The organism is Streptomyces sp. TLI_171, assembly GCF_003610255.1.
GTDB lineage: Bacteria > Actinomycetota > Actinomycetes > Streptomycetales > Streptomycetaceae > Kitasatospora.
The window spans coordinates 1,232,920-1,254,198 of the sequence record NZ_RAPS01000001.1; the positions used below are offsets into that span (position 1 = coordinate 1,232,920).

Annotated in this window: 24 protein-coding genes and 1 riboswitch; of the genes, 9 read left to right on the forward strand and 15 right to left on the reverse strand. The window is 73.7% G+C overall.

Annotated elements, in window-relative coordinates:
- Positions 1-31: 31 nt before the first annotated feature.
- Positions 32-1,846: an AAA family ATPase gene (locus tag BX266_RS05655; RefSeq protein ID WP_099907443.1), complete on the forward strand. Its 1,815-nt coding sequence runs from the start codon at positions 32-34 to the stop codon at positions 1,844-1,846.
- 65 nt (positions 1,847-1,911) lie between these two features.
- Positions 1,912-2,553, forward strand: coding sequence for a DUF4230 domain-containing protein (locus BX266_RS05660; RefSeq protein WP_259464567.1), 642 nt, complete (start codon positions 1,912-1,914; stop codon positions 2,551-2,553).
- Between the two features lie 54 nt (positions 2,554-2,607).
- Here the strand turns inward: BX266_RS05660 and BX266_RS05665 are convergent, their stop codons facing one another.
- The 9 genes from BX266_RS05665 to BX266_RS05705 all read right to left on the reverse strand — a co-directional run bounded on the left by BX266_RS05665 (position 2,608) and on the right by BX266_RS05705 (position 10,076).
- Positions 2,608-3,657, reverse strand: coding sequence for a hemolysin family protein (locus BX266_RS05665; RefSeq protein WP_099897819.1), 1,050 nt, complete (start codon positions 3,655-3,657; stop codon positions 2,608-2,610).
- Complete coding sequence (locus BX266_RS05670; protein WP_099897820.1) at positions 3,654-4,994, reverse strand: hemolysin family protein; 1,341 nt, start codon at positions 4,992-4,994, stop codon at positions 3,654-3,656. The genes BX266_RS05665 and BX266_RS05670 overlap by 4 nt, the downstream gene beginning before the upstream one ends.
- Positions 4,995-5,200: 206 nt before the next feature.
- Entirely contained in the window at positions 5,201-5,650 is a 450-nt protein-coding gene (locus BX266_RS05675; protein ID WP_099897821.1) for a PH domain-containing protein, read from the reverse strand.
- 59 nt (positions 5,651-5,709) lie between these two features.
- A complete protein-coding gene (gene hisG, locus BX266_RS05680; protein ID WP_099897822.1) occupies positions 5,710-6,558 on the reverse strand; it encodes an ATP phosphoribosyltransferase in 849 nt (282 codons plus the stop codon).
- A gap of 40 nt (positions 6,559-6,598) precedes the next feature.
- On the reverse strand, positions 6,599-6,871 hold the full coding sequence (locus tag BX266_RS05685; protein WP_099897823.1) for a phosphoribosyl-ATP diphosphatase: 273 nt from the start codon (positions 6,869-6,871) through the stop codon (positions 6,599-6,601).
- A 93-nt stretch (positions 6,872-6,964) separates the two neighbouring features.
- The gene (gene ribH / locus BX266_RS05690; RefSeq protein WP_099897824.1) at positions 6,965-7,450 is read right to left on the reverse strand and encodes a 6,7-dimethyl-8-ribityllumazine synthase; all 486 of its coding nucleotides are present in this window, start codon (positions 7,448-7,450) and stop codon (positions 6,965-6,967) included.
- A gap of 63 nt (positions 7,451-7,513) precedes the next feature.
- Positions 7,514-8,782 (reverse strand): bifunctional 3,4-dihydroxy-2-butanone-4-phosphate synthase/GTP cyclohydrolase II, encoded by a 1,269-nt coding sequence (locus BX266_RS05695; protein ID WP_099897825.1) that lies wholly within the window; start codon positions 8,780-8,782, stop codon positions 7,514-7,516.
- Positions 8,779-9,420, reverse strand: coding sequence for a nicotinamide mononucleotide transporter family protein (locus BX266_RS05700; protein WP_399169067.1), 642 nt, complete (start codon positions 9,418-9,420; stop codon positions 8,779-8,781). Before BX266_RS05700 ends, BX266_RS05695 begins: the two co-directional genes overlap by 4 nt.
- Positions 9,417-10,076 (reverse strand): riboflavin synthase, encoded by a 660-nt coding sequence (locus BX266_RS05705; RefSeq protein ID WP_099897826.1) that lies wholly within the window; start codon positions 10,074-10,076, stop codon positions 9,417-9,419. Before BX266_RS05705 ends, BX266_RS05700 begins: the two co-directional genes overlap by 4 nt.
- A gap of 188 nt (positions 10,077-10,264) precedes the next feature.
- Positions 10,265-10,392: riboswitch (FMN riboswitch) on the reverse strand.
- A gap of 150 nt (positions 10,393-10,542) precedes the next feature.
- On the opposite strand from BX266_RS05705, the gene BX266_RS05710 reads away from it, so the two are divergent.
- The 3 genes from BX266_RS05710 (at position 10,543) to BX266_RS05720 (ending at position 13,051) form a co-directional block, all read left to right on the forward strand.
- The gene (locus BX266_RS05710; RefSeq protein ID WP_099897827.1) at positions 10,543-10,791 is read left to right on the forward strand and encodes an SCO4226 family nickel-binding protein; all 249 of its coding nucleotides are present in this window, start codon (positions 10,543-10,545) and stop codon (positions 10,789-10,791) included.
- 45 nt (positions 10,792-10,836) lie between these two features.
- A complete protein-coding gene (locus tag BX266_RS05715; RefSeq protein WP_180290393.1) occupies positions 10,837-11,475 on the forward strand; it encodes an MSMEG_1061 family FMN-dependent PPOX-type flavoprotein in 639 nt (212 codons plus the stop codon).
- Positions 11,476-11,662: 187 nt separating this feature from the next.
- Entirely contained in the window at positions 11,663-13,051 is a 1,389-nt protein-coding gene (locus BX266_RS05720) for an FAD-dependent oxidoreductase (protein ID WP_099897829.1), read from the forward strand.
- Between the two features lie 41 nt (positions 13,052-13,092).
- Here BX266_RS05720 and BX266_RS05725 read toward each other — a convergent pair whose 3' ends face one another.
- A complete protein-coding gene (locus tag BX266_RS05725) occupies positions 13,093-13,692 on the reverse strand; it encodes an ABATE domain-containing protein (RefSeq protein WP_099897830.1) in 600 nt (199 codons plus the stop codon).
- Positions 13,693-13,795: 103 nt separating this feature from the next.
- Here BX266_RS05725 and BX266_RS05730 point away from each other — a divergent pair, with 103 nt between their 5' ends.
- Positions 13,796-14,539, forward strand: a complete 744-nt coding sequence (locus tag BX266_RS05730; protein WP_099897831.1) for a metallophosphoesterase — start codon at positions 13,796-13,798, stop codon at positions 14,537-14,539.
- A gap of 6 nt (positions 14,540-14,545) precedes the next feature.
- A complete protein-coding gene (locus BX266_RS05735; protein ID WP_099897832.1) occupies positions 14,546-15,145 on the forward strand; it encodes a LysE family translocator in 600 nt (199 codons plus the stop codon).
- Positions 15,146-15,163: 18 nt separating this feature from the next.
- Here BX266_RS05735 and BX266_RS05740 read toward each other — a convergent pair whose 3' ends face one another.
- Positions 15,164-16,555, reverse strand: a complete 1,392-nt coding sequence (locus BX266_RS05740; protein WP_259464568.1) for an FtsW/RodA/SpoVE family cell cycle protein — start codon at positions 16,553-16,555, stop codon at positions 15,164-15,166.
- Between the two features lie 207 nt (positions 16,556-16,762).
- Between BX266_RS05740 and BX266_RS05745 the strand changes: the two genes are divergently transcribed.
- Positions 16,763-17,152, forward strand: a complete 390-nt coding sequence (locus BX266_RS05745) for a DUF302 domain-containing protein (RefSeq protein WP_099897834.1) — start codon at positions 16,763-16,765, stop codon at positions 17,150-17,152.
- 139 nt (positions 17,153-17,291) lie between these two features.
- Here the strand turns inward: BX266_RS05745 and BX266_RS05750 are convergent, their stop codons facing one another.
- The 3 genes from BX266_RS05750 to BX266_RS05760 form a co-directional block, all read right to left on the reverse strand.
- Positions 17,292-17,993 (reverse strand): endonuclease, encoded by a 702-nt coding sequence (locus BX266_RS05750; RefSeq protein ID WP_180290394.1) that lies wholly within the window; start codon positions 17,991-17,993, stop codon positions 17,292-17,294.
- Positions 17,994-18,113: 120 nt separating this feature from the next.
- The gene (locus BX266_RS05755) at positions 18,114-18,806 is read right to left on the reverse strand and encodes an HAD family hydrolase (RefSeq protein ID WP_259464569.1); all 693 of its coding nucleotides are present in this window, start codon (positions 18,804-18,806) and stop codon (positions 18,114-18,116) included.
- A gap of 82 nt (positions 18,807-18,888) precedes the next feature.
- The gene (locus BX266_RS05760) at positions 18,889-20,112 is read right to left on the reverse strand and encodes an ADP-ribosylglycohydrolase family protein (RefSeq protein WP_099897835.1); all 1,224 of its coding nucleotides are present in this window, start codon (positions 20,110-20,112) and stop codon (positions 18,889-18,891) included.
- A 72-nt stretch (positions 20,113-20,184) separates the two neighbouring features.
- Here BX266_RS05760 and BX266_RS05765 point away from each other — a divergent pair, with 72 nt between their 5' ends.
- A complete protein-coding gene (locus BX266_RS05765) occupies positions 20,185-20,460 on the forward strand; it encodes a hypothetical protein (protein WP_143686866.1) in 276 nt (91 codons plus the stop codon).
- Between the two features lie 55 nt (positions 20,461-20,515).
- Here BX266_RS05765 and BX266_RS05770 read toward each other — a convergent pair whose 3' ends face one another.
- Positions 20,516-21,259 (reverse strand): SOS response-associated peptidase, encoded by a 744-nt coding sequence (locus BX266_RS05770; RefSeq protein ID WP_099897837.1) that lies wholly within the window; start codon positions 21,257-21,259, stop codon positions 20,516-20,518.
- Positions 21,260-21,279: the final 20 nt, after the last annotated feature.

A 21,279-nucleotide genomic window follows, 5' to 3' on the forward strand; every position in this document is an offset into this window, starting at 1 on the left:
TCCGGAGGCCGACCGGGCCTGGTCGCGCGCCATGGACGCGTACACGGCCGGCTCGTACGCGCGCGCGGAGGAGGAGTTCCGCGCCGCGGTCTACGTCGACCCGGGCATGGCCGACGCCTGGCTGGGCCTGCACGCGCTGCGCAGCGACACCGCGGGCGCCCTGCTGGCGATGCAGCGGCACCGCGAGCGGTTCGGCGAGCAGCGCGAACGGCACCGCCGTCCGCTCAGTTCCTGGTACTGGCTGGGCTGGTGGGTGCAGCCGGTGCTGGAGACCCCGCAGGACCTCGCGCTGGCGCACGCCTCGCACTGGCTGGACGGGCGCCACCTGGCCGAGCTGGACCAGGCCCTGACGGAGTGTCCGGCACCCGAGCAGGAGCCCGCGGTGCGCTTCCTGCACGCCTGCCGCTCCTACCTGATGAAGGACTGGGAACAGCTGATCCGGGACACCGACCGCCTGCTGGACGACCCGGTGCTGGGCATCGAGGCCGGCCTGTTCGCGGGCATGGCCAGGGTCCGGCTCGACATGTGCGCGCAGGCGCAGCGCCCGCTCGCCTCCTCGCTGGCCCGCTGCCGCTCCGAGCAGCCGCAGCGCAAGGAGCTGCGGTACTGGCTGGGCCGCGCGTACGAGGGCGCGGGGCGCAGCGCGGCGGCGCTGCCGCTGTACCGGGCGGTGCACCGGGCCGATCCGGCGTTCATGGACACCGCGCAGCGGCTGGCGGCGATCTCCGCGGAGGACGGGCTGCTGGACGGCGAGGCGTACGGCGAGTACCGGGGCACCCTGGAGGAGCTGCCGGTCGACGAGCCGCCCGGCCCGGACGGCGCGGAGCCGGACGGCGGCGCGGAGCCCGAGCGGGCCCAGCCGGCCGGCGAGGCGCACGCCGGGCAGCTGGCCGAACGCGCCGCGGGCGCCTCGCCGTTGCCGCTGCGGCTGGGCAACTGGGCGGCCGCCGCGGCGATCCCGGCGGCGGGGCCGAACCCCGCGCCGGCCGCCCGGCTGGAGCTGGACCAGGCGCTGGCGGAGCTGGAGGCGATGGTCGGGCTGGACCCGGTGAAGCGTCAGGTCCGGGCGCTGTCCGCCCAGTTGCGGATGGCCCGGCTGCGCGCCGACCGCGGCCTGCCGGTGCAGCCGCCGAAGCGGCACTTCGTCTTCTCCGGGCCCTCGGGCACCGGAAAGACCACGGTGGCGCGGATCCTCGGCCGGGTCTTCCACGCCCTCGGCCTGCTCTCCGGGGACCACCTGGTGGAGGCCCAACGGGCCGACCTGGTCGGCGAGTTCCTCGGGCAGACGGCGGTCAAGGCGAACGAGCTGATCGACTCGGCACTGGACGGCGTGCTGTTCATAGACGAGGCCTACTCGCTGGCCAACTCCGGCTACAGCAAGGGCGACGCGTACGGCGACGAGGCGCTGCAGGTGCTGTTGAAACGGGCCGAGGACAACCGGGACAGGCTTGTCGTCATCCTCGCCGGGTATCCGGAGGGCATGAATCGACTACTGGCAACGAACCCCGGGCTGAACTCCAGGTTCACCACCCGGGTCGACTTCCCCTCCTACCGGCCCGCCGAACTCTCGGACATCGGGCTGCAGTTGGCACAGGCCGACGGCGACGGGTGGGACGTGGACGCGGCCGAGGAACTGGCCTCGATCTGCGCGCACGTGGTCGCCGAGGGCTGGATCGACCAGCTCGGCAACGGGCGTTTCGTCCGCACCCTGTACGAGAAGTCCTGCGCCTACCGGGACTTGCGGCTGTCGGGCCAGCGCGGCGTCCCCTCCCGGGAGGACCTCGCCACCCTCCGGCTGCCGGATCTCCTGCAGGCGTACGGCGAACTGATCGACGGTCGTCAGTGAAGGGCGATAGCGTTCCGCGCGAGGGTCGGACGGAAGAAGATCCGGCCCCGCGAGAAGGAGCGACCGTGCGTCGTCGTGTGCCCTGGTACATATCCCTGCCGATCACGTTGGCGGTGATCGCGGCGCTGTTCCTGGGCGCCGGGAGTCTCGGCTGGCTGCCGGGCCTGGTCAGTCCGTTCGAGGAGAAGACCGTCGACCGGAGCCAGCCGGTGGTCCTCAAGTCGATCCAGAACATGAGCCGCTACAACGCGGCCACCGGCAACTTCCAGGTCATCGTCGACCTCGCCCAGGAGGCCAGGTTCCTGCCGTCCGCGCTGCTCGGCACCCGCAGCCTGTACGTCGGCTCGGGCACCGTCGCCGCGTACGTCGACCTGGGCAAGCTCGGCCCGGACGGGGTGAAGGTCTCCGCGGACCGGCTGACCGCCACCCTCACCATCCCGCACGCCCAACTCGCGGACGCCGCACTGGACGTGAAGAAGTCCTACATGTACTCGCAGGAACGCGGCCTGTTCGACCGGTTCGGGGACTTCTTCTCCTCGGACAACTCCGACGACCAGCACAAGGTGGAACTGCTGGCCGTCGACAAGATCCAGAAGGCCGCGCAGGACACCGCGCTGACCACCACCGCGGAGACCAACACCAAGGCGATGCTGTCGGGCCTGCTCGGCTCGCTCGGCTTCACCTCGGTGACGGTAAACGTGGTCTGACGAACCACCGGACGACCGGCGCGGCGGAGCACCTGCTCCGCCGCGCCGCCGCGTTCAGCGCTGGGCCGCCGCGGGCGGCCGGTGGTCGGGGTCGTGGACCTCGCCGACCAGTTCCTCCAGGACGTCCTCCAGGGCGACCAGGCCGAGCTGCCGGCCGTCCGCGTCCACCACGGCCGCCAGGTGGGCGGCGGCGCGGCGCATCGCGGCGAGCGCGTCGTCCAGCGGCAGGCCGGCCCGCAGCACGGTGATCGGCCGCCACAGCCGGGCCGGGACGGGCGCCGACAGGTTGTCGGCCTCCAGCGAGTCCTTGACGTGCAGGTAGCCCAGCACGGTGCCGCTCGGGTCGGCGACCGGGAAACGCGAGAAGCCGGTGCGCACCGCGAGCCGCTGGATCTCCTCGCCGGTGACCTCGCGGCCCACGGTGACCAGCTGGTCCGGGGCGAGCAGCACCTCGGTGACCGGGCGGCTGCCCATCTCCAGGGCGTCCTCCAGGCGTTCGCGGCGGCGGTCGTCGAGCAGCCCGGCCTCTCCGGAGTCGGAGAGCATCAGCAGCAGCTGTTCGCTGGTGGCGACCGAGTCCACCTCGTCCTTGGGCTCGACCCGGAACAGCCGCAGCACCCCGTTGGCGAAGGCGTTCAGGAAAGCGATGAATGGGGCGAGCCAGCGGGCCAGCCGGTCCAGCGGCGGGCCGAGCCAGAGCGCGGCCTTCTCCGGTCCGGCCAGCGCCAGGTTCTTCGGCACCATCTCGCCGAGCACCATGTGCAGGAACACCACGATGCTCAGCGCGATGGCGTAGCTGAGCAGGTGCATCGCCGAGTCGGGCACGCCGACCGCGTGGAAGGCGGGCTCCAGCAGGTGCGCGATGGTCGGCTCGGCGAGCGCGCCGAGCAGCAGCGAGCAGACGGTGATGCCGAGCTGGGCGGCGGCGAGCATCGCCGACACGTTGGACAGCGCGTGCAGCACGGTGCGGGCGCGCTTGTCGCCGGCCTCGGCGAGCGGTTCGATCTGGCTGCGGCGCACCGAGATGACGGCGAACTCGGCGCCGACGAAGTACGCGTTGCCGAGCAGCAGGAGCAGCGAGAAGGCGAGTTGCAGGGCGCTCATCGGTGGTTGTCCTGGTCCTCGTGGTCGTTCTCGTCGCGCACCCGGCGGATCTCCACCCGGCTGGTGCGGTGCCGGTCCACGGCGGTCACGGTCAGTTCCCAGCCGGGCAGTTCGGCGCTCTCGCCGACGGCGGGGAGCTTGCCGAGCAGGTCGGCGAGCAGGCCGCCGAGGGTCTCGTACGGGCCGTCGGGGGCGTGCAGGCCGATCTTGGCGAGCTGGTCGAGCCGGGCCCGCCCGTCGGCGTCCCAGACCGGCAGCCCGTCGCGGGCGCCGAGCGGGCGCAGCTCGGGGGTGTCGGCGGGGTCGTGCTCGTCCTGCACCTCGCCGACCACCTCCTCGACGATGTCCTCGATGGTGGCGACGCCGGCGGTGCCGCCGTACTCGTCGACCACCACGGCCATCGGCTCGCGGCCGCGCAGCAGGTCGAGCAGCCGCTCGGCGGACATGGTCTCCGGGACCAGCAGCGGCGGCGCGGCGAGGTGGCGGACCTTGGTGTGGTCGCGGCGCTCGGCGGGGACCGCCAGCGCGTCCTTGAGGGTGACGGTGCCGGTGACCTCGTCGAGGCTCTCGGCGTACACCGGGAAGCGGCTCAGCCCGGTGGCCCGGGTCAGGTTGAGCACGTCGCCGGCGGTGGCGTCCTCCTGCAGCGCGGCGACGTCGATCCGCGGGGTCATCACGGACTCCGCGGTGAGCTCGCGCAGGCCCAGGGTGCGGACGAACAGCGTCGCCGACTGCTCGTCTATGGCGCCGGCCTGGAACGAGTGCCGGGCCAGCGCGACCAGTTCGTCGGGGGTACGGGCGTGGCCGAGCTCCTCCTGCGGTTCGACGCCGAACATCCGCACGACCCGGTCGGCGGAGCCGTTCAGGAAGGCGATCAGCGGCCGGCAGGCGGTGGAGAAGGCGCGCTGCGGGCCGACCACGGCGTGGGCGACCTGCATCGGGCGGGAGATCGCCCAGTTCTTCGGGACGAGTTCGCCGATCACCATCTGCAGCACGGTGGCCAGCACCAGGCCGACGATCAGCGCGGTGCCGCGGGCCGCCGAGTCGGGCAGGCCGATGCCGGTGAACACCGGGGCGAGCAGGGTGGACAGCGCCGGTTCGGCGAGCATGCCGACCACCAGCGAGGTGATGGTGATGCCGAGCTGGGCGCCGGACAGCTCGAAGGAGAGCCGCTGCAGGGCCTTGGACAGGCGCTTCGCCTGCCGGTCACCGGCGGCGGCGGCGCGTTCCACGGTGCCGCGGTCGGCGGTCACGAAGGCGAACTCGGCGGCCACGAACAGGCCGTTGGCGAGGATGAGCACGAATGCCGCGAGCAGCAGGAGCCAGGCGGTGGTCATCGGGCCGCCCGCCTTCCCTGGCTCGGAAGTTGCGTGGCGGCGCGGGTACTACCGGACGGATCGTCCATCGAGGGGAGGTGTCACTCCTCAGGTCGCGGGCGGCCGCGGCGGGACAGGACACGAAGTGGCTTTGCCGCGGTTTTACCAGCGTAGACCATACCCGAACGCGTACCGGATCTTGTTCGACCCGTCCGTCCGGGGGCGTGTCAGCGGTGCGCGGGCCCGCCGCGGTGCTCGACCAGGTCGCGCAGGGTGCGGGCGGCGGCGATCGCCTGGTCGCGGCCGCCGGCGGGCTGGATGCCGACGGCGGCCAGCGCGGTGCCGTCGGCGAGGTCGAGCATCACCCAGGGGTCGCCGGCCCGGAAGTTGACCCGGACCACCTCGGCCCAGGCCAGCCGGCGGCTGCGGACGAAGTTGACCACGGTCAGGCCGTCGGCGTCGGCGGTCACCTTGGGCCGGGCCAGCATCAGGCCGACGGCGGCGAACAGCAGGCCGGAGCCGACCATCATCACCCGGTCGTTGAACTGCCAGTTGTCCGGCAGGGCGACGGCGAGCACGGCGAACAGCACCACCAGCACCGCGCACAGGATCAGCAGCACGACCCGGTTGCGCCGGGGCGCCCAGGTGACGGGGAGGTCGACGGCAGCGGTGGACACGGGTGACTCCAGGGAGAGACGGGGGCCACCAGGATAAGCGGCCCCCGTCCGACGGTCGGTCAGAGGCGGCAGGCGTGGATGTTGGTCACCAGGATGGCCCGCGCGCCGATCGCCCACAGGTCGTCCATGATCCGCTGGGCCTCCTTGCGGAGCACCATCGAGCGGACCGCCACCCAGCCCTCGGTGTGCAGCGGGGAGACGGTCGGCGACTCCAGGCCCGGGGTGAGGGCAACGGCCTCGCCGACCTTCTCGGCCCGGATGTCGTAGTCCATCAGCACGTAGCGGCGGGCCACCAGCACGCCCTGCAGGCGGCGCAGGAACTGGTCGACCGCCGCGTCCTCGCCGGCGCCCTTGGGGCGGATCACCACGGCGTCGGAGACCAGGATCGGCTCGCCGAACACCTCCAGGCCGGCGTTGCGCAGGCTGGTGCCGGTCTCCACCACGTCGGCGATCACGTCGGCGACGCCGAGGTGCACGGCGGTCTCCACGGCGCCGTCCAGCTTGGTGACGGTGGCCTTCACGCCGTGCTCGGCGAGGTGCTGCTCGACCAGCCCGGTGTACGAGGTGGCGATCCGCAGGCCGTCGAGGTCGCGGACGTCGGAGAGCTCCTTGCCGAGCGGCTTGGCGAACCGGAAGGTCGAGCCGGCGAAGCCGAGCGCGAGCACCTCCTCGGCCTCCGAGGCGGAGTCCAGCAGCAGGTCGCGGCCGGTGATGCCGACGTCGAGGCGGCCGGAGCCGACGTAGACGGCGATGTCGCGCGGGCGCAGGAAGAAGAACTCGACCTGGTTGTCGGGGTCGACCAGGACGAGTTCCTTGGCCTCCTTGCGCTGCCGGTAACCGGCCTCATGGAGCATCTCCGCCGCGGGACCCGAGAGCGAACCCTTGTTGGGGACGGCGATGCGGAGCATGAGTGGCGAACCCTTCGCGTTGACTGTCAATGGGGTGGGACTAGAGGTACTTGTACACGTCTTCGAGCGTCAGCCCGCGGGCGATCATCATCACCTGGACGTGGTAGAGGAGCTGCGAGATCTCCTCCGCGGCCTCCGCCGACGACTGGTACTCGGCGGCCATCCAGACCTCGGCGGCCTCCTCGACGACCTTCTTGCCGATCGCGTGGACGCCCTGCTGAACCAGCTGGGCGGTGCGGGAGGTCTCGGGGTCGCCGGCGGCGGCCTTCTGCTGGAGCTCGGCGAAGAGCTCCTCGAATGTCTTGGAAGCCATGATGGTGCTCACCTTACGGGGTGCGGGCTGACGGACGGTAAACGGTTCCGCACCGTGGACAGTCCGGTGGACGTCCACGGTGCAACCCGTCGTTCACCGCCAGGGCTCGGACACCCCGCGCAGCGCTGCGGCGGTGGCGACCGCCGCGGTGACCGCCTCGTGGCCCTTGTCCTCGGCGGAGTCCGGCAGGCCGGCCCGGTCCAGCGCCTGCTGCTCGGTGTCGCAGGTGAGGACGCCGAAGCCGACCGGGACGCCGGTGTCCACCGACACCTGGGTCAGGCCGAGGGTGGCGCCCTGGCAGACGTAGTCGAAGTGCGGGGTGCCGCCGCGGATCACCACGCCCAGCGCCACCACCGCGTCGTACCCGCGGTCGGCCAGCTGCTTTGCGGCGACCGGCAGTTCGAAGGTGCCGGGGACGCGGACCACGGTCGGCTCCTCGATCCCGAGCTCCTTCAGGGCGCGGTGCGCGCCGTCCAGCAGTCCGTTCATCACCTGCTCGTGCCACTGCGCGGCGATCACCGCGACCCGCAGGTCGGCGCAGTTCTTCGGGGACAGGACGGGGGCTCCGTGGCCGGCCATTTCTGCTTCCTCTTTCCGATGGTGCGTCAGCGTGCTTGGTACAGGGGCTGCTTGCTGTCGCGACTACTTGCTGTCGTCCTCGAGCCACGGCAGGTCGTGGCCCATCCGGTCGCGCTTGGTGCGCAGGTAGCGCAGGTTGTGCTCGCCCGCGGCGGTGGGCAGCGGGCGGCGGGCGGCGACCTTCAGGCCGTGCTCGGTGAGCGCGGTCTGCTTCGCCGGGTTGTTGCTGAGCAGGGTGAGCGAGCGGACGCCCAGGTCGGTGAGCATCTGCGCGCCGATCGAGTAGTCGCGGGCGTCGGCGGGCAGGCCCTGGTCGAGGTTGGCGTCGACGGTGTCCAGGCCCTGTTCCTGCAGCTGGTAGGCGCGGAGCTTGTGGGCCAGGCCGATGCCGCGGCCCTCGTGGCCGCGCAGGTACAGCACCACGCCGCGGCCGGCCTCGGCGACAGCGGCCAGCGAGGCCTGCAGCTGGGGGCCGCAGTCGCAGCGCAGCGAGCCGAACACGTCGCCGGTGAGGCACTCGGAGTGCAGCCGGACCAGCACGTCCTCGCCGTCGGGGAGCCTGCCGTCGGCGTCCAGGCCGCCGGCCACCAGGGCCAGGTGCTCGACCCCGTCGATCGTGCCGCGGTAGCCGACGGCGGTGAACGCGCCGTGCTCGGTGGGCAGTTGGGTGACGGCGGCGCGGTCCACGTGCAGTTCGGTGCGGCGGCGGTAGGCGATCAGGTCCTCGATGGAGATGATCGCCAGGCCGTGTTCGCGGGCGAAGGCGTGCAGTTCGGGCAGCCGGGCCATGCTGCCGTCGTCGTTGACCACCTCGGCGATGCCGCCGGCCGGCGGGAGCCCGGCCAGCCGGGCCAGGTCGACGGCGGCCTCGGTGTGCCCGGGGCGGACCAGCACGCCGCCGTCCACCGCGCGAAGCGGGAAGACGTGCCCGGGGCGGGTCAGGTCGGCGGGCTCGGTGCCGGCCGAGGCGAGCAGCTTGACGGTGCGGGCCCGGTCGGCGGCGGAGATGCCGGTGGAGACGCCGTCGCGGGCGTCCACCGAGACGGCGTAGGCGGTGCCCTTGCGGTCCTCGTTGACCCGGGTCATCGGCGGCAGCCGGAGCCGGTCGAGTTCCTCGCCGGTCATCGGCACGCAGATCACGCCGGAGGAGTAGCGGACGGTGAACGCCAGCAGCTCGGGGGTGGCCGCGGAGGCGGCGAAGACGATGTCGCCCTCGTTCTCGCGGTTCTCGTCGTCGACCACGATCACGGCGCGGCCGAGCGCGATGTCCGCGACGGCGCGCTCGACCGGGTCGAGGGCGAGCGGTTCGGCGGCGGCAGTGGTGGCGCTCATGCTGCGACTCCCTTGGCGAGCGGGCCGGTTCGGACGGTGCGGGCCTTGGTCCACCAGCTGACCAGGCCGGCCAGCACCAGGACGAAGTAGATGGTGAAGGTGAGCGCGGAGAAGGTGTAGCCGTGGTTGTAGGCGTAGGGCACGCCGACCAGGTCGACGGCCAGCCAGGCGAACCAGAACTCGACCCAGCCGCGGGCCTGGGCGTACATCGCGGCGAGCGTGCCGACGAAGATGTAGGCGTCGAACAGCGGCGCCCAGGACAGCTTCGGGAAGGCGTGGAACAGCGCGGCCACGGCGGCGGTGCCGGCCGCGGTGGCGGCCACCAGCAGGGCCCGCTCCCGCCAGGTGGCGAAGCGCACCTCGATGTCGCCGGCGTCGCGGCGGCCGCGGTTCCACTGCGTCCAGCCCCAGACCGCGGCGACCACCACGATCACCTGCTTGCCGATCAGGCCGGGCACCTGCCCGCCGAGGAACGCGGTGATCAGGACGGCGCCCGCCAGCAGTTGCGCGGGCCAGGTCAGCACCGAGCGGCGCCAGCCGAGGGCGAGCGCGCCGAGGCCTATCAGGTTGCCGGTCATGTCGGCGACCTTGACGGTCTCGCCGAACGCCTGGAACGTCAGTTCTCCGAACGAGCTCACTTGCTTCCCCCCAGGGTGTCGGGCAGTGCACGGGTGTCGAGCAGCCGCTCCACGTACTTGGCGAGCACGTCCACCTCGAGGTTGACCGGGTCGCCGACCTGCTTGGCGCCCAGCGTGGTCAGTTCGAGGGTGGCGGGGATCAGCGAGACGGTGAACGAGTCCCGGGCCGCCTCCACGACGGTCAGGCTCACTCCGTCCACGGTGATCGACCCCTTCTCCACCAGGTAGCGCGAGATCGGCTGCGGCAGGGTGAAACGCAAGACCTCCCAGCGAGGATTCCCGTCCGCGTCCAGGTCGCCGGGGCTGCGCGAGACCAGCTCGCCGGTGGCGTCGACGTGGCCCTGCACCAGGTGCCCGCCGAGCCGGGCGCCGAGCGCCATCGCCCTCTCCAGGTTGACCCGGGAGCCGGGGCGGAGCGCGCCGAGGCTGGAGCGCTGCAGCGTCTCGCGCATCACGTCGGCGCTGAACTCGCCGGGCTGCGCCGCCAGTTGCTCGTTCTTCTCGAGGACGGTCAGGCACACGCCGTTGACCGCGATGGAGTCGCCGTGGTGGGCGTCGGCCGTGACGACCGGGCCGCGCAGGCGGATACGCGAGGATTCGCCGATCTCCTCGATGGAGACGACCTCGCCGAGCTCTTCGATGATGCCGGTGAACACCCGGGTTCTCCTCGCGCTTGGGGCGCGGACTCCGGGGCGGCATGAGGGAGTTGACTGCGGACGTGGCTGCCGCTGCGGCACGACCGGCGCACCCGCGGGCCTGGGCTTCCTCGCCGAGGCACGGGTTCGCTGCCGTACTGCCGCACCCCGGCCCGAGCTGGGCCGCGGTACTGAACACGCCTGTCCGCCGCGCACGCCTCCCATCCGGACTTTAACCGTCGGTCCAGGAATTTCACCTGGTCAACCGGCCGCTGGCTGCGGACGGGTCGCGGACTGTAACCGCCGGTTCGGATTTTCACCGACCCCGGAGTGCGCTGAACGTCACTGCTACTGCACCAGCATTCTTGCACGCGGGTGTGCGCCGATGGCAAGGACGCGTCCTGTGGCCTGCTTCACGTCGCCGTCGCAGGGTGGGAGGGAATAGTTCTCCGCACGGAGGACTCCCGGTCGAGGAGTTGAGCACACGATGGCGATGTTCATGGACGTCCACCACGGCATGGCCGGCATCACCGCCGAGCAGTTGAAGGCGGCCCACCAGGCCGACCTGGCGGCGCAGGGCGACGAAGGCGTCGACTTCCAACAGGCCTGGGCGGACCCGGACTCGGGCACCGTCTACTGCCTGTCCTCCGCCCCCTCCCGCGAGGCGGTGCAGCGGGTCCACGAGCGCACCGGGCACCCCGCCGACGAGGTGCACCCGGTTCCGCTGCACGTCTGAAATCCGCTGGCCGCGGCCGCGCGGGCGGCACTAGGGTCGTCGTACGTGATCTTCGACGCCCTTGCCGCGGACGCGATCCGCGAACCGGCCCGGTTGCGGGCCCACTACGAGCAGCCGAGCGAGCTGGTGCAGCGCAAGCAGGTGGACCGCCTGCACCCTGCGGCGCGCCGACTCATCGGCTGCTCCTCGCTGGTGTTCGTCGCCACCGCCGATGCGGAGGGCAACTGCGACGCCACTCCCCGCGGCGGTCCGCCCGGCTTCGTCGCGGTGCTGGACGACCGCACGCTGGCGATCCCGGACGCCACCGGGAACCGGCGGCTCGACAGCCTGCACAACATCGCCGCCACCGGGAAGGCCGGGCTGATCTTCGTCGTGCCCGGCCGGGCCGCCACGCTGCGGGTCAACGGCCGTGCCTGCGTCAGCGCCGATCCGGAGCTGCTTGAGCAGCTGACGGCGGTCGGCAAGCCACCGCGGACGGCGATCGTGGTGGCGGCCGACGAGGTCTACCAGCACTGCCCGAAGGCCTTCCTGCGCTCCGCGGCCTGGCGGCCCGAGGAGTGGCTGCCCGCCGACGCGGCGCCGAGTTCGGCCGAGATCACTCTCTCCCACCTGGGCGATCCCGCGCTGACGCTGGACCGGATCCGGGCCGACGAGGCGGAGTCGCTGCGGCTGCGCTACGAGTGATCCGGGCCGGCGGCGGGGTTTCCGGGCGGCTGGTGCATCCTGGAGGGCACGAGGTCTCCGCATAGGCGGAACTTTGGGGGGCCATAGCTTCGACTTATGACGACATAAGCCGGAGCCCCGTACCGGGCCAGCCCGCCGGCCGGAAGGCTGGGTGGTACGCGCCCCCAGCCGAACAGGAGACCTGCCCATGCCCCGCCCCGTCCGGGTGGCCATCGTCGGTGCCGGCCCCGCCGGGATCTACGCCGCCGACGCGCTGCTGAAGTCCGAACTGGCCGCCGCCCCCGGCGTCTCCATCGACCTGATCGAGCGCCTGCCCGCCCCGTTCGGCCTGATCCGCTACGGCGTCGCCCCCGACCACCCCCGGATCAAGGGCATCGTCACCGCCCTCCACCAGGTCCTCGACAAGCCCCAGGTCCGCCTGCTCGGCAACGTCGACTACCCCGGCGACCTCTCGCTCGACGAACTCCACCGCTTCTACGACGCGCTGGTCTTCGCCACCGGCGCCGAGGCCGACCGCGACCTCGCCGTTCCCGGCATCGAACTCGAGGGCTCCTACGGCGCCGCCGACTTCGTCTCCTGGTACGACGGCCACCCCGAGGTCCCGCGCGAGTGGCCGCTGGAGGCCGAGCAGGTCGCCGTCCTCGGCGTGGGGAATGTCGCCCTGGACGTGGCCCGCATCCTGGCCAAGACCGCGGACGAGCTCCTCAGCACCGAGATCCCGCCGAACGTCCACGCGGGCCTGGCCGCGAACCGGGCCGTCGAGGTGCACGTGTTCGGGCGGCGCGGCCCCGCACAGGCCAAGTTCTCGCCGATGGAGCTCCGCGAGCTCGACCACTCCCCGACCATCGAGGTCGTCGTCGACCCCGAGGACATCGACTACGACGACGGCTCGATCGCCACCCGGCGTGCCAACAAGCAGGCCGACATGGTCGCCGCCACTCTGGAGAACTGGGCGATCCGCGACGTCGGCGACCGCCCGCACCGCATCCACCTGCACTTCTTCGAGAACCCGGTCGAGGTGCTCGGCGCCGACGGCCGGGTGGTCGCGCTGCGCACCGAGCGCACCCGGCTCGACGGCACCGGCAACACCGTCGGAACCGGGGAGTTCCGCGAGTGGCCCGTCCAGGCGGTCTACCGAGCGGTCGGCTACCGCTCCGACGAGCTGCCCAAGCTGCCCTTCGACGCCCTCTCCTCGACCGTCCCGCACGTGGCTGGCCGGGTGCAGGAGAACGGCGCCCACCTGCCCTCGACCTACGTCACCGGGTGGATCAAGCGCGGCCCGGTCGGCCTGATCGGCCACACCAAGGGCGACGCCAACGAGACCGTCGCCTGCCTGGTCGACGACCACGCGGCCGGCCGCCTGCGCCCCGCCGCCGAACCCGCCGAGGATGCCGTCCTGGACTTCCTCCGCTCCCGCGGCGTCGACTTCACCACGTGGGAGGGTTGGCACGCCCTGGACGCGCACGAGAAGTCCCTCGGCGAGGCGCAGGGCCGCGAACGCGTCAAGGTCGTCGACCGGGTGGCCATGCTGGACGCCTCCCGCAGCGAGCGGGCGTCGGAGCGCACCGGGCAGTAGCCGTCTCTCCACCGCACCCGGGTCGCCCCCGCTCCGGCCGGTCAGCCCTGCCGCTGACGGTCGTAGTGGCGGGCGACCCGGGCGCGGTTGCCGCAGGAGGGCTTGCACCACTCCTGGCGGCCGTGGCTCTTGACGAAGTAGCGGACGCAGCGCGGGGCCGTGCAGGCGCGCAGCTGTTCGCGGTCGGGCCCGGCCAGGAACTCGATCACCGATCGGGCCAGGGCCGCCGTCAGCCGGGCCCGCGGGTCGGCGGCGGTCGAGGCGAGTTCGGCCACCGGCGCCTGTTCGGCGGCCCAGCGAAGCCGGGGGGCGACCGCGTCCGCCGCCGCGTGGGTGTTGAGCACCGCGAGCGCCTCGTCCAGCGGCATCAGCCGGTTCGCGTCGGCCGGGCTGGGCGGCGCGGGGCTGACCGCGCGGGCGAAGAGCGCGCGGGCGGCCCGGCGCACCGCGACGACCTCGGCGAACAGGGCGTCGTCGACCGTGGGTTCACCGGTCGGCGGCAGGTGGCCGTGCTCCGCGAGCCAGGCCGCCGCCTGTTCGGCGGTGGCGAGTTCGTCCAGTACCCCGCCGTTGCCGTCGTGGCGGACGGTGCTCACCAACTCCAGTGCGGCCCATCGCCGTTCGTCGCCTCCGCGGGCCATCGCGCCCGTCCCCTCTCTTGATCTGCTCCGGGCCCCTACCCTAGTGTCGGCCGTGCTAACGGCAAAGCCGAGGTTAACCATTAGGAAATCGAGGGGGACCACCATGACCGTGCTGCTGGCCCAGATCAGCGACCTGCACCTGGACGGCACCGAGCGGGCCACCGAGCGGGCCGAACGCGTCCTGCGGTACCTGCGCGACCTTCCCCGCCCGGTGGACGCGCTGCTGGTCACGGGCGACATCGCGGACCACGCGGCGGAGAGCGAGTACCAGGAGGCGGCCCGGCTGCTGGACCTGCCGTTCCCGGTGCTGACCTGCCCGGGCAACCACGACGCCCGCCCGGCCTACCGGAAGGCACTGCTCGGGCAGGCCCCGAGCACCGAGCCGGTCAACTCGGTCGGGACGGTCGGCGGGGCGGCGGTGCTGATGTGCGACGCCAGCGTCCCCGGCGAGCACCACGGGCTGCTGGAGCCGCAGACGCTGGACTGGATCGAGCGCACCCTCGCCGAACTGCCGCCCGGCACACCCGCGTTGCTCGCATTCCACCAGCCGCCGGCGGCCCTGCACCACCCGCTCCCGGACTCGTACACGCTGCACGAGCCGGACCGCCTCGCCGCGCTGCTCGACGCACACCCCGAGGTGGTCGCGCTGCTCACCGGGCACGCGCACACCGCCGCCGCGACCACCTTCGCGGGCCGCCCGCTGATCGTCGGACCGGCCGTCACCTGGACGCTGCGCCTGCCGTGGGAGGGCGACGAGTCGGCCGACCGGGAGCAGCCGCCCGCGCTGGCCTTCCACATCCTGGACGAGGAGCACCGGCTCACCACGCACTACCGCGTGGTGCTCTGACGCCCCGTGGCACCCGCGCACGCCGTCGCCGGCTTCCTGCTCGCGGTCCTTCCCCTGATCGCCACGCCCGGCGCCAGCCTGGCGCTGCTGGTCCGTCAGGTCGCCGCACACGGCCGCGGCCGGGCGGTGCCGGTGGTGCTCGGCACCGTCGGCGGCCTGGGCGTGCACGCCGGCCTGGCGATCGCCGGGCTGGCCACCGTCCTCGCGCACTCCGAGCGGGCGTTCACCGCCGTCCGGTGGGCGGGCGGCGTCTACCTGATCGGCCTCGCCGCGCACACCTGGTGGTCCGCCGCCCGGGTCCGCCGGACGGTTCCGGGCGGCGGACCGGCGTTCGTGCCGGCGCTGCTGGCCAACGTGCTCAACCCGAAGGCGGCGTCGATCTACCTGACCCTGGTCCCGCAGTTCCTGGACCCCGGGCGGCCGTTGCCCGGTCAGATCCTGCTGCTGGCCGCCGCCCACGCGGCGCTCCTGGCCGGCTGGCTGCTGCTCTGGACGCTGCTGCTCGGCCGGACCGCGACCGCACCGGACCGGCCGCGCCTGCGCCGGTGGGCGCCCCGCGCCACCGCCGTGGTGCTGCTGGTCCTCGGCGTCCGGGCGCTGGTGTGAGCGGCGGGTGACGGCCCCTCAGCCCGGTGTCGGCGCCGGCTCCAGCTCGGCCCGGCCCGCGGCGTCGGAGAGTTTGACCAGCAGGGCGGTCAGCAGCCAGTTCGCGGTCAGCGAGGAGCCGCCGGCGGCGAGGAACGGCAGGGCCTTGCCGGTGAGCGGGATCAGGCCGGTCACGCCGCCGATCACCACGAAGACCTGCAGGGCGAGCGCGGCGGCCAGGCCGGTGGCGAGCAGCTTGCCGAACGGGTCGGTGAGGCCGATCGCGGTGCGCAGCGCGCGTTGCACCAGCAGGCCGTAGAGCAGCAGGACGGCCATCGAGCCGGCCAGGCCGAGTTCCTCGCCGACGGTGGTGAAGATGAAGTCGCTGCGCCCGGCGAAGCCGATCAGGAAGGGGCGGCCCTGGCCGAGGCCGGTGCCGAGCACGCCGCCGGAGCCGAGGCCGAACAGGGCCTGGGCGGGCTGGGAGGAGACCAGGGCCGGGTCGTGGACGGGTTCGTAGATGTCCAGCGGGTGCAGCCAGGCCTCGACCCGGCCGTGCACGTGCGGTTCCAGGTCGCCGACCACGGCGGCTCCGCCGACCGCCATCAGCAGGCCGATCACCACCCAGCCGGTGCGTTCGGTGGCGGTGTAGAGCATCACCACGAAGACCCCGAAGAAGATCAGCGAGGTGCCCAGGTCGCGTTCGAAGACCAGCACCAGCAGGCTGATCACCCAGATCGCCAGCACCGGCCCGAGGTTGCGTCCGCGCGGCAGGTGCAGGCCCCAGAGGCGGCGGCCGGTCAGCGCGAGCGCGTCCCGGTTGGCGGTCAGGTAGCCCGCGAAGAACACCGCGATGGCGACCTTCACGAACTCGTCCGGTTCGAACGACAGCCCGCCGACCCGGATCCACCGCTTGGCGCCGAAGCTGTCGCCGGGGAAGAACGCGGGCGCGGCGAGCAGCACCAGCGCCCCCGCCATGATCAGGTAGACGTACTTCTGGAACAGCCGGTGGTGCCGGACGAGAGCCAGCAGTGCGGCCGCCAGCAGGCAGGCGATCACCGTCCACTGCACCTGGCCGGGCGCGGCCGGGAGTTTCTGCCAGTCGCCCTTGGTGGCGTGCCAGAGCCGGTACGAGTCGTCGAGGCGGTCCAGCAGGACCAGTCCGAAGCCGGTGAGGAAAACCGCGAGCGGCAGGATCAGCGGGTCGGCGTACGGGGCGAAGCGGCGCACCGCCAGGTGCAGGGCGAGGGCGAGCGCGGTCAGGCCGACGCCGTAGCGCAGCAGGCCGGGCGGGAGGGCGCCGTGCAGGGCGAGTCCGGCGCTGATCCAGCCGGCCCCGCAGACCGCCACGGCCAGGACCAGCAGGACCAGTTCTCGTCTGCGACGGCGCGCTGCGCGGAGGCGGCCGACGCTGCGCGGGACGGCTGCCACCCGGGCACCCCCACTCGGTTGTTGCTTCTGGTGCGACGACGCCCCCGGGCGCCCCGGGGTTCCACCGGCGGGCCGTTCCGACCCGAACTGCCGGTCGGGGCGACGGAGCTCACGCGCCGCGCCGGGGAATGCGCCTTCGGGCGGCCGGGTTGTACCGGGCGTATCGTGCATACCCAGGGGGGTATCTACCGAGAGAGGTTCGCAGCCATGGAGAACCGCTTGACCGCCACGCTGACCGGCGTCCCCTTCCCGGAGGCCGCCGACCGGGTCCGCGCGGCCCTCGCCGGGCAGGGCTTCGGCGTGCTCACCGAGATCGACATGACGGCCACCCTGCGCGCCAAGCTCGGCGTCGAAATGGAGGACTACCTCGTCCTCGGCGCCTGCAGTCCGCCGCTCGCCCACCGCGCCCTGGAGGCCGACCGGCGGATCGGCCTGCTGCTGCCGTGCAACGTGGTCCTGCGGGCCACCGCCGACGGCGTCCTGGTGGAGGCGATGGACCCCGAGCTGATGGTCCGGTTCACCGGCCGCCCCGAACTCGCCCCCGTCGCCGAGGAGGCCGCCGCCCGGCTCCGCGCCGCCCTGACCTCCCTGCCGTAACCCGCCCCCGCACCACCGACGTCCCGCAACGAGAGGAACATCCCATGTGTCGTCGCGTCACCTGCAAGTCCTGCGGCCGGCCGACCTTCGCCGGCTGCGGCATGCACGTCGAACAGGTCCTGGCCGGCGTTCCGAAGTCTCAGCGCTGCGCGTGCGACGCCGCCGCCTCGGGCTCCTGGTTCTCCCGGCTGTTCGGCAGGCGCTGATCCTCCAGCACCCGCTGGGCCATCGCGGGGTCCAGGCCGACCCGGACCAGGGCGTCGGCCAGCCGGTGCAGCTCGGCGGCGTCGACCAGGGTCGCCAACTCCGACGGTTCGAGCGGGAGTTGCAGCCGCTCCGCGCCGATGACGGCGCGCGGGTCGAGGGCGGGCCGGAGGAACGGCCAGACGGCCTGGGCCTCGCGGCAGAACGCGGCCGCGCCGGCCGGCCCGATGCCGGGGAAGCGCTGCAGCAGGGCCCTGGTCCGCTCGGGGCGGTACTGGGCGGCGGCCGCGAGCTTGCGCAGGTCGCCGCCGTACTCGTCCTCGGCGAGCCGGGCGCAGTCGCCGAGCCGGGTGGCCGTGCCGTCGGCGAAGTGCTGGTAGCGGCCGGCCAGCAGGGCGTCCTTGCGCTGCTGCCAGGTCAGGTCGAGGGTGCCCGCGGGGGTGCCGGCGCCGGCGGCGATCAGCGCGGCGGTGCCGGACACGGCGATCTCCGCGTGGATTCTGGCCGACACCAGGTTGCTCAGCACCAGGAGCTGCCAGAGCGGTTCGGGCCGGTCCGCGAGCACGATGCCCGCCTGTTCGGCGTACGTGGTCCTCGCGTCCGCCAACAGCACTGCCACCCGCCGCCGCGCGTCCATCCCGGCCTCCCGCTGTCGCTTCGCCGGCGAACCGCCGACCCGCCAGGCCCCGACGGTACGCGGACCGGGGCCCGCCCGGCCCGCAGGCTCGCCGCAGCGCCGCCCGCCCGGCGGGACGGGTCAGCCGAGCAGCGCAGCGACCTCCGCCAGTGAGTGCACCCGCGGGACGGCGGCCGGCTCGCCGCTCGGTTCGCGGTCCAGCCAGATCCCCAGCAGCCCGGCCGCGGTGGCGGCCTGCGCGTCCACGTCCAGCCGGTCGCCGACGTACGCGGTGCGCTCGGGCGCGACGCCGAGGGTGCGGCAGGCCAGGCGGAAGATCGCCGGGTCGGGCTTGGCGCAGCCCGCCTCGGCGGAGGCCGTGGTGTGCGGGGCGAGTGCGCCCAGGCCGACGGCGTGCAGCTTGCGGCGCTGGACGTCCCCCTCGCCGTTGGTGATCACTCCGAGCCGGCGGTGCTCGCCCAACTCCCGTACCGCGCGCGGCACCTCGGGGAAGGCCCGCCAGGACCGCTCGTAGCGGCGCAGGTACCCGGCGAACCAGGCGTCCGCCCGCTCCACCGGCCACTCCCCCAGCCCCAGGTACGCGGCCAGGCCGGCCGTCCTGGTCCGGCGCTGCTCCTGCACCGTCAACTCGCCCGCCAGGTACCGGTCGTACTCCGAGCGCTCCAGCTCGCGCCAGCGCCGCAGCACCGCGTCCCGGTCCAGCGCCCGCCCGGGGAGCTCCGCGGCCACCCCGGCGAGCACCGCCGCCTCGGCCGCGCCGTCGTGGTCCAGCAGCGTCCCGTCGAGGTCGAACAGCACCGCCTCGATCACCATCCAGCCCCTCCTCCGCCACCCGGGCCAGGACCGTCCACCCTACCTGCCCCTGACATCCCGTCACCACCCGGCCACCTGCCGCTCACCGGGCCGTGTCCTGTTCCACCTCCAGCAGTGCCTCGACCAGCCGGGGCGGCCCGGCGAAATGGGCGGGATGGGCCTCGACCAGGGCGTCGACGGGCCGCCAGCCGTCCTTGTCCGCGCGGACCGTCAGCGACCAGACCGCGTCCCCGGTGTCGGCGCGGTGCAGGGCGAGCACCCCCTCGGCGGTGCGGGTCAGCCAGCGGGGGCCGTGCAGGCCGGTGCGCCAGCGGTGCCAGTGGTGATCGGACCAGCAGAGGTCGGGGACGGGGTGCGGGCGGGGCAGCCGGATCGGCGTGAGGTGCACGGGCGCGGGCCGCAGCGGCTCGGCGAAGGCCCAGCCGGGCAGGGGTTCGGTGGCGGCCAGCCAGGCAGCGGGGATCCCGGCGGTGCCGGTGCGGGCGGCGACCACGCCGCCGGCGATCGCGGCCACGGTATCCACGTCCCCGCCCGCCGTGATCGCGTCCCAGACCGCCGCCGGATAGTCGTCCAGGTTCCGGGCGGCGCACCACAGCGCGTACGGGACGGTGTCGGCGGCGCTGGTCCGGCTGCCGTTGCCGAGCACGGCGGCGGCCTCGCGCGGACCGGCGGCGCCGAGCAGGCCGGCGGCCTCGCCGAGACCGGCGCGGACGGCGCCCGGCGGGGTGAGGGCGGCGACGGCCGCCAGCAGCCGGGCGGGCGTGGTCGGTTCGGTCCGGGCCCGGACGGCGAGGGCGGCGGCGACGGCCACCGCGATCGCGCCGTCCACGGCCTGCGGATGGGTGTGGGTGGGCGCCGCGGTGTCGGCGGCGGGCCGGACGGCGGCGGCCGGGTCGTGCGCGTACACCGCGCCGAGCGGGGCCACCCGCATCGCCGCACCGTTGCCGAACGAGCCCTGGCCGTCGAAGAGTTCGGCGGCCAGCCGGCGGGCGTCGCCGCCCTCCCTGATCAGCCGCAGCAGCCGGTTGGCGGCGGGGCCGTAACCGCGGTCGAAGTCGTGGCGGCGGGCGAAGGCGTGGGTGAGGTCGAAGCCGTCGACGGTCCCGCGTTCGGCGAGGGCCGCGTACACCGAGCAGGCCATCTCGGTGTCGTCGGTCCACGGCCAGGGGCCGGGCGGGACGGTGCGGGCGTCGAGGTGCGCGCGGGCGGTGTCGGGGACGAAGAACTGGGCGCCGAGGGCGTCGCCGACGGACAGGCCACGGAGGGCGTCGAGTGCGGGGCCGGCGTGAACGGAAGGAATCGTCATACCTGCCCCACCGAACCGTGCCGCCTGCCACCCCGTCAAGTGGCGGGTCCCCCGCCACCGGTCCGACCTGCGATGATCGGTCCTTACCGGCTCCCGGCACGAACGGTGGTGGTCTCCATGGTGGGCGCGGTGCTGATCGTCGTCCTGCTGCTCGTCATCGGCGGCGGCGTGTGCGTGGTGTGGGCGGAGCGCGGCGGACCCGGCTGGGTCCGGGTCGCGGCCCGGATCACCCTCGCGGCGGGCGAGCAGATCGGCCGGGCCGAGCGCAGGCGGCGGCGACGGGCGCGCTACCGGATCACCGCCGGCGGTTCGGGCGACTCCGGCGGCTCGGGCGGCTCGGGCGACTGATCGGCTGTCCGGCCGGGCCGGACCGGCCGGACGGGATGCCGGGCCCGACGGGGCGTCAGTCCGCGAGACCGAGCGGGTCGGGGGCGTCCGCCAGCAGTTCGGGGCCGTTCTCGGCGACCCGGTTGACGGCGGTGGGCACCGCCCGGACCCGGATGTTGCCGTCGGCGGGCCGGTGCAGCAGGTGGTGCAGGTCGGCCCGGTCGGTGTGCGCCGGGTCGAGCCAGCTCGCCAGGTCGGCGCGGGTGATCGTGAGCGGCATCCGGTCGTGGACGCGGCCCGCCCGGTCGGTGGCGTCGGTGGTGAGGATGGTCGCGGTCGCCAGCCAGGCCGCCGGGTCGTCCTCCGGGAGGCTCGCGTCGCGCCAGAACTCGTACAGCCCGGCCATCAGCATCAGCTCGCCGGTGGACAGGAAGTACGGCTGCTTGTACGCCTTGCGGCCGTCGCCGGCCGGGACCGGCCGCCACTCGTAGTATCCGTCGGCGGGGATCACGCACCGGCGGGCGGCGAACGCCTTGCGGAACGCGGGCTTCTGATCGACGGTCTCCGAGCGGGCGTTGATCAACCGCGCCGCGCCCGACCGGTCCTTCGCCCAGGACGGCACCAACCCCCAGCGCAGCGGCCGCAGTTGGCGCACCACCTCGCCGGTCTCGGCGTCCACCCGCTCCAGCACCGCCGGGACGGGGTCGGTCGGCGCGACGTTCCAGCTCGGCGCCAGCGCCTCGGTGGGGTTCCAGCGCGCGACGTCGAGCAGGACGACCAGGTCACCGGGTTCGGTGGTGGAGACGAAGCGACCGCACATGCGCCCCACCCTGCCACCGA

Excerpts from the sequence above, each read along its gene's own strand:
- BX266_RS05765 (WP_143686866.1), top strand. The coding sequence starts at position 20,185 with ATGATCGGTCCTTACCGGCTCCCGGCACGAACGGTGGTGGTCTCCATG.
- BX266_RS05655 (WP_099907443.1), top strand. The coding sequence starts at position 32 with ATGGACGCGTACACGGCCGGCTCGTACGCGCGCGCGGAGGAGGAGTTC.
- BX266_RS05755 (WP_259464569.1), bottom strand. The coding sequence starts at position 18,806 with ATGGTGATCGAGGCGGTGCTGTTCGACCTCGACGGGACGCTGCTGGAC.
- BX266_RS05665 (WP_099897819.1), bottom strand. The coding sequence starts at position 3,657 with ATGAGCGCCCTGCAACTCGCCTTCTCGCTGCTCCTGCTGCTCGGCAAC.
- BX266_RS05685 (WP_099897823.1), bottom strand. The coding sequence starts at position 6,871 with ATGGCTTCCAAGACATTCGAGGAGCTCTTCGCCGAGCTCCAGCAGAAG.
- BX266_RS05745 (WP_099897834.1), top strand. The coding sequence starts at position 16,763 with ATGGAGAACCGCTTGACCGCCACGCTGACCGGCGTCCCCTTCCCGGAG.
- BX266_RS05720 (WP_099897829.1), top strand. The coding sequence starts at position 11,663 with ATGCCCCGCCCCGTCCGGGTGGCCATCGTCGGTGCCGGCCCCGCCGGG.
- BX266_RS05725 (WP_099897830.1), bottom strand. The coding sequence starts at position 13,692 with ATGGCCCGCGGAGGCGACGAACGGCGATGGGCCGCACTGGAGTTGGTG.
- BX266_RS05730 (WP_099897831.1), top strand. The coding sequence starts at position 13,796 with ATGACCGTGCTGCTGGCCCAGATCAGCGACCTGCACCTGGACGGCACC.
- BX266_RS05670 (WP_099897820.1), bottom strand. The coding sequence starts at position 4,994 with ATGACCACCGCCTGGCTCCTGCTGCTCGCGGCATTCGTGCTCATCCTC.
- BX266_RS05710 (WP_099897827.1), top strand. The coding sequence starts at position 10,543 with ATGGCGATGTTCATGGACGTCCACCACGGCATGGCCGGCATCACCGCC.
- BX266_RS05750 (WP_180290394.1), bottom strand. The coding sequence starts at position 17,993 with ATGGACGCGCGGCGGCGGGTGGCAGTGCTGTTGGCGGACGCGAGGACC.
- BX266_RS05760 (WP_099897835.1), bottom strand. The coding sequence starts at position 20,112 with ATGACGATTCCTTCCGTTCACGCCGGCCCCGCACTCGACGCCCTCCGT.
- ribH (WP_099897824.1), bottom strand. The coding sequence starts at position 7,450 with ATGGCCGGCCACGGAGCCCCCGTCCTGTCCCCGAAGAACTGCGCCGAC.
- hisG (WP_099897822.1), bottom strand. The coding sequence starts at position 6,558 with ATGCTCCGCATCGCCGTCCCCAACAAGGGTTCGCTCTCGGGTCCCGCG.
- BX266_RS05770 (WP_099897837.1), bottom strand. The coding sequence starts at position 21,259 with ATGTGCGGTCGCTTCGTCTCCACCACCGAACCCGGTGACCTGGTCGTC.
- BX266_RS05695 (WP_099897825.1), bottom strand. The coding sequence starts at position 8,782 with ATGAGCGCCACCACTGCCGCCGCCGAACCGCTCGCCCTCGACCCGGTC.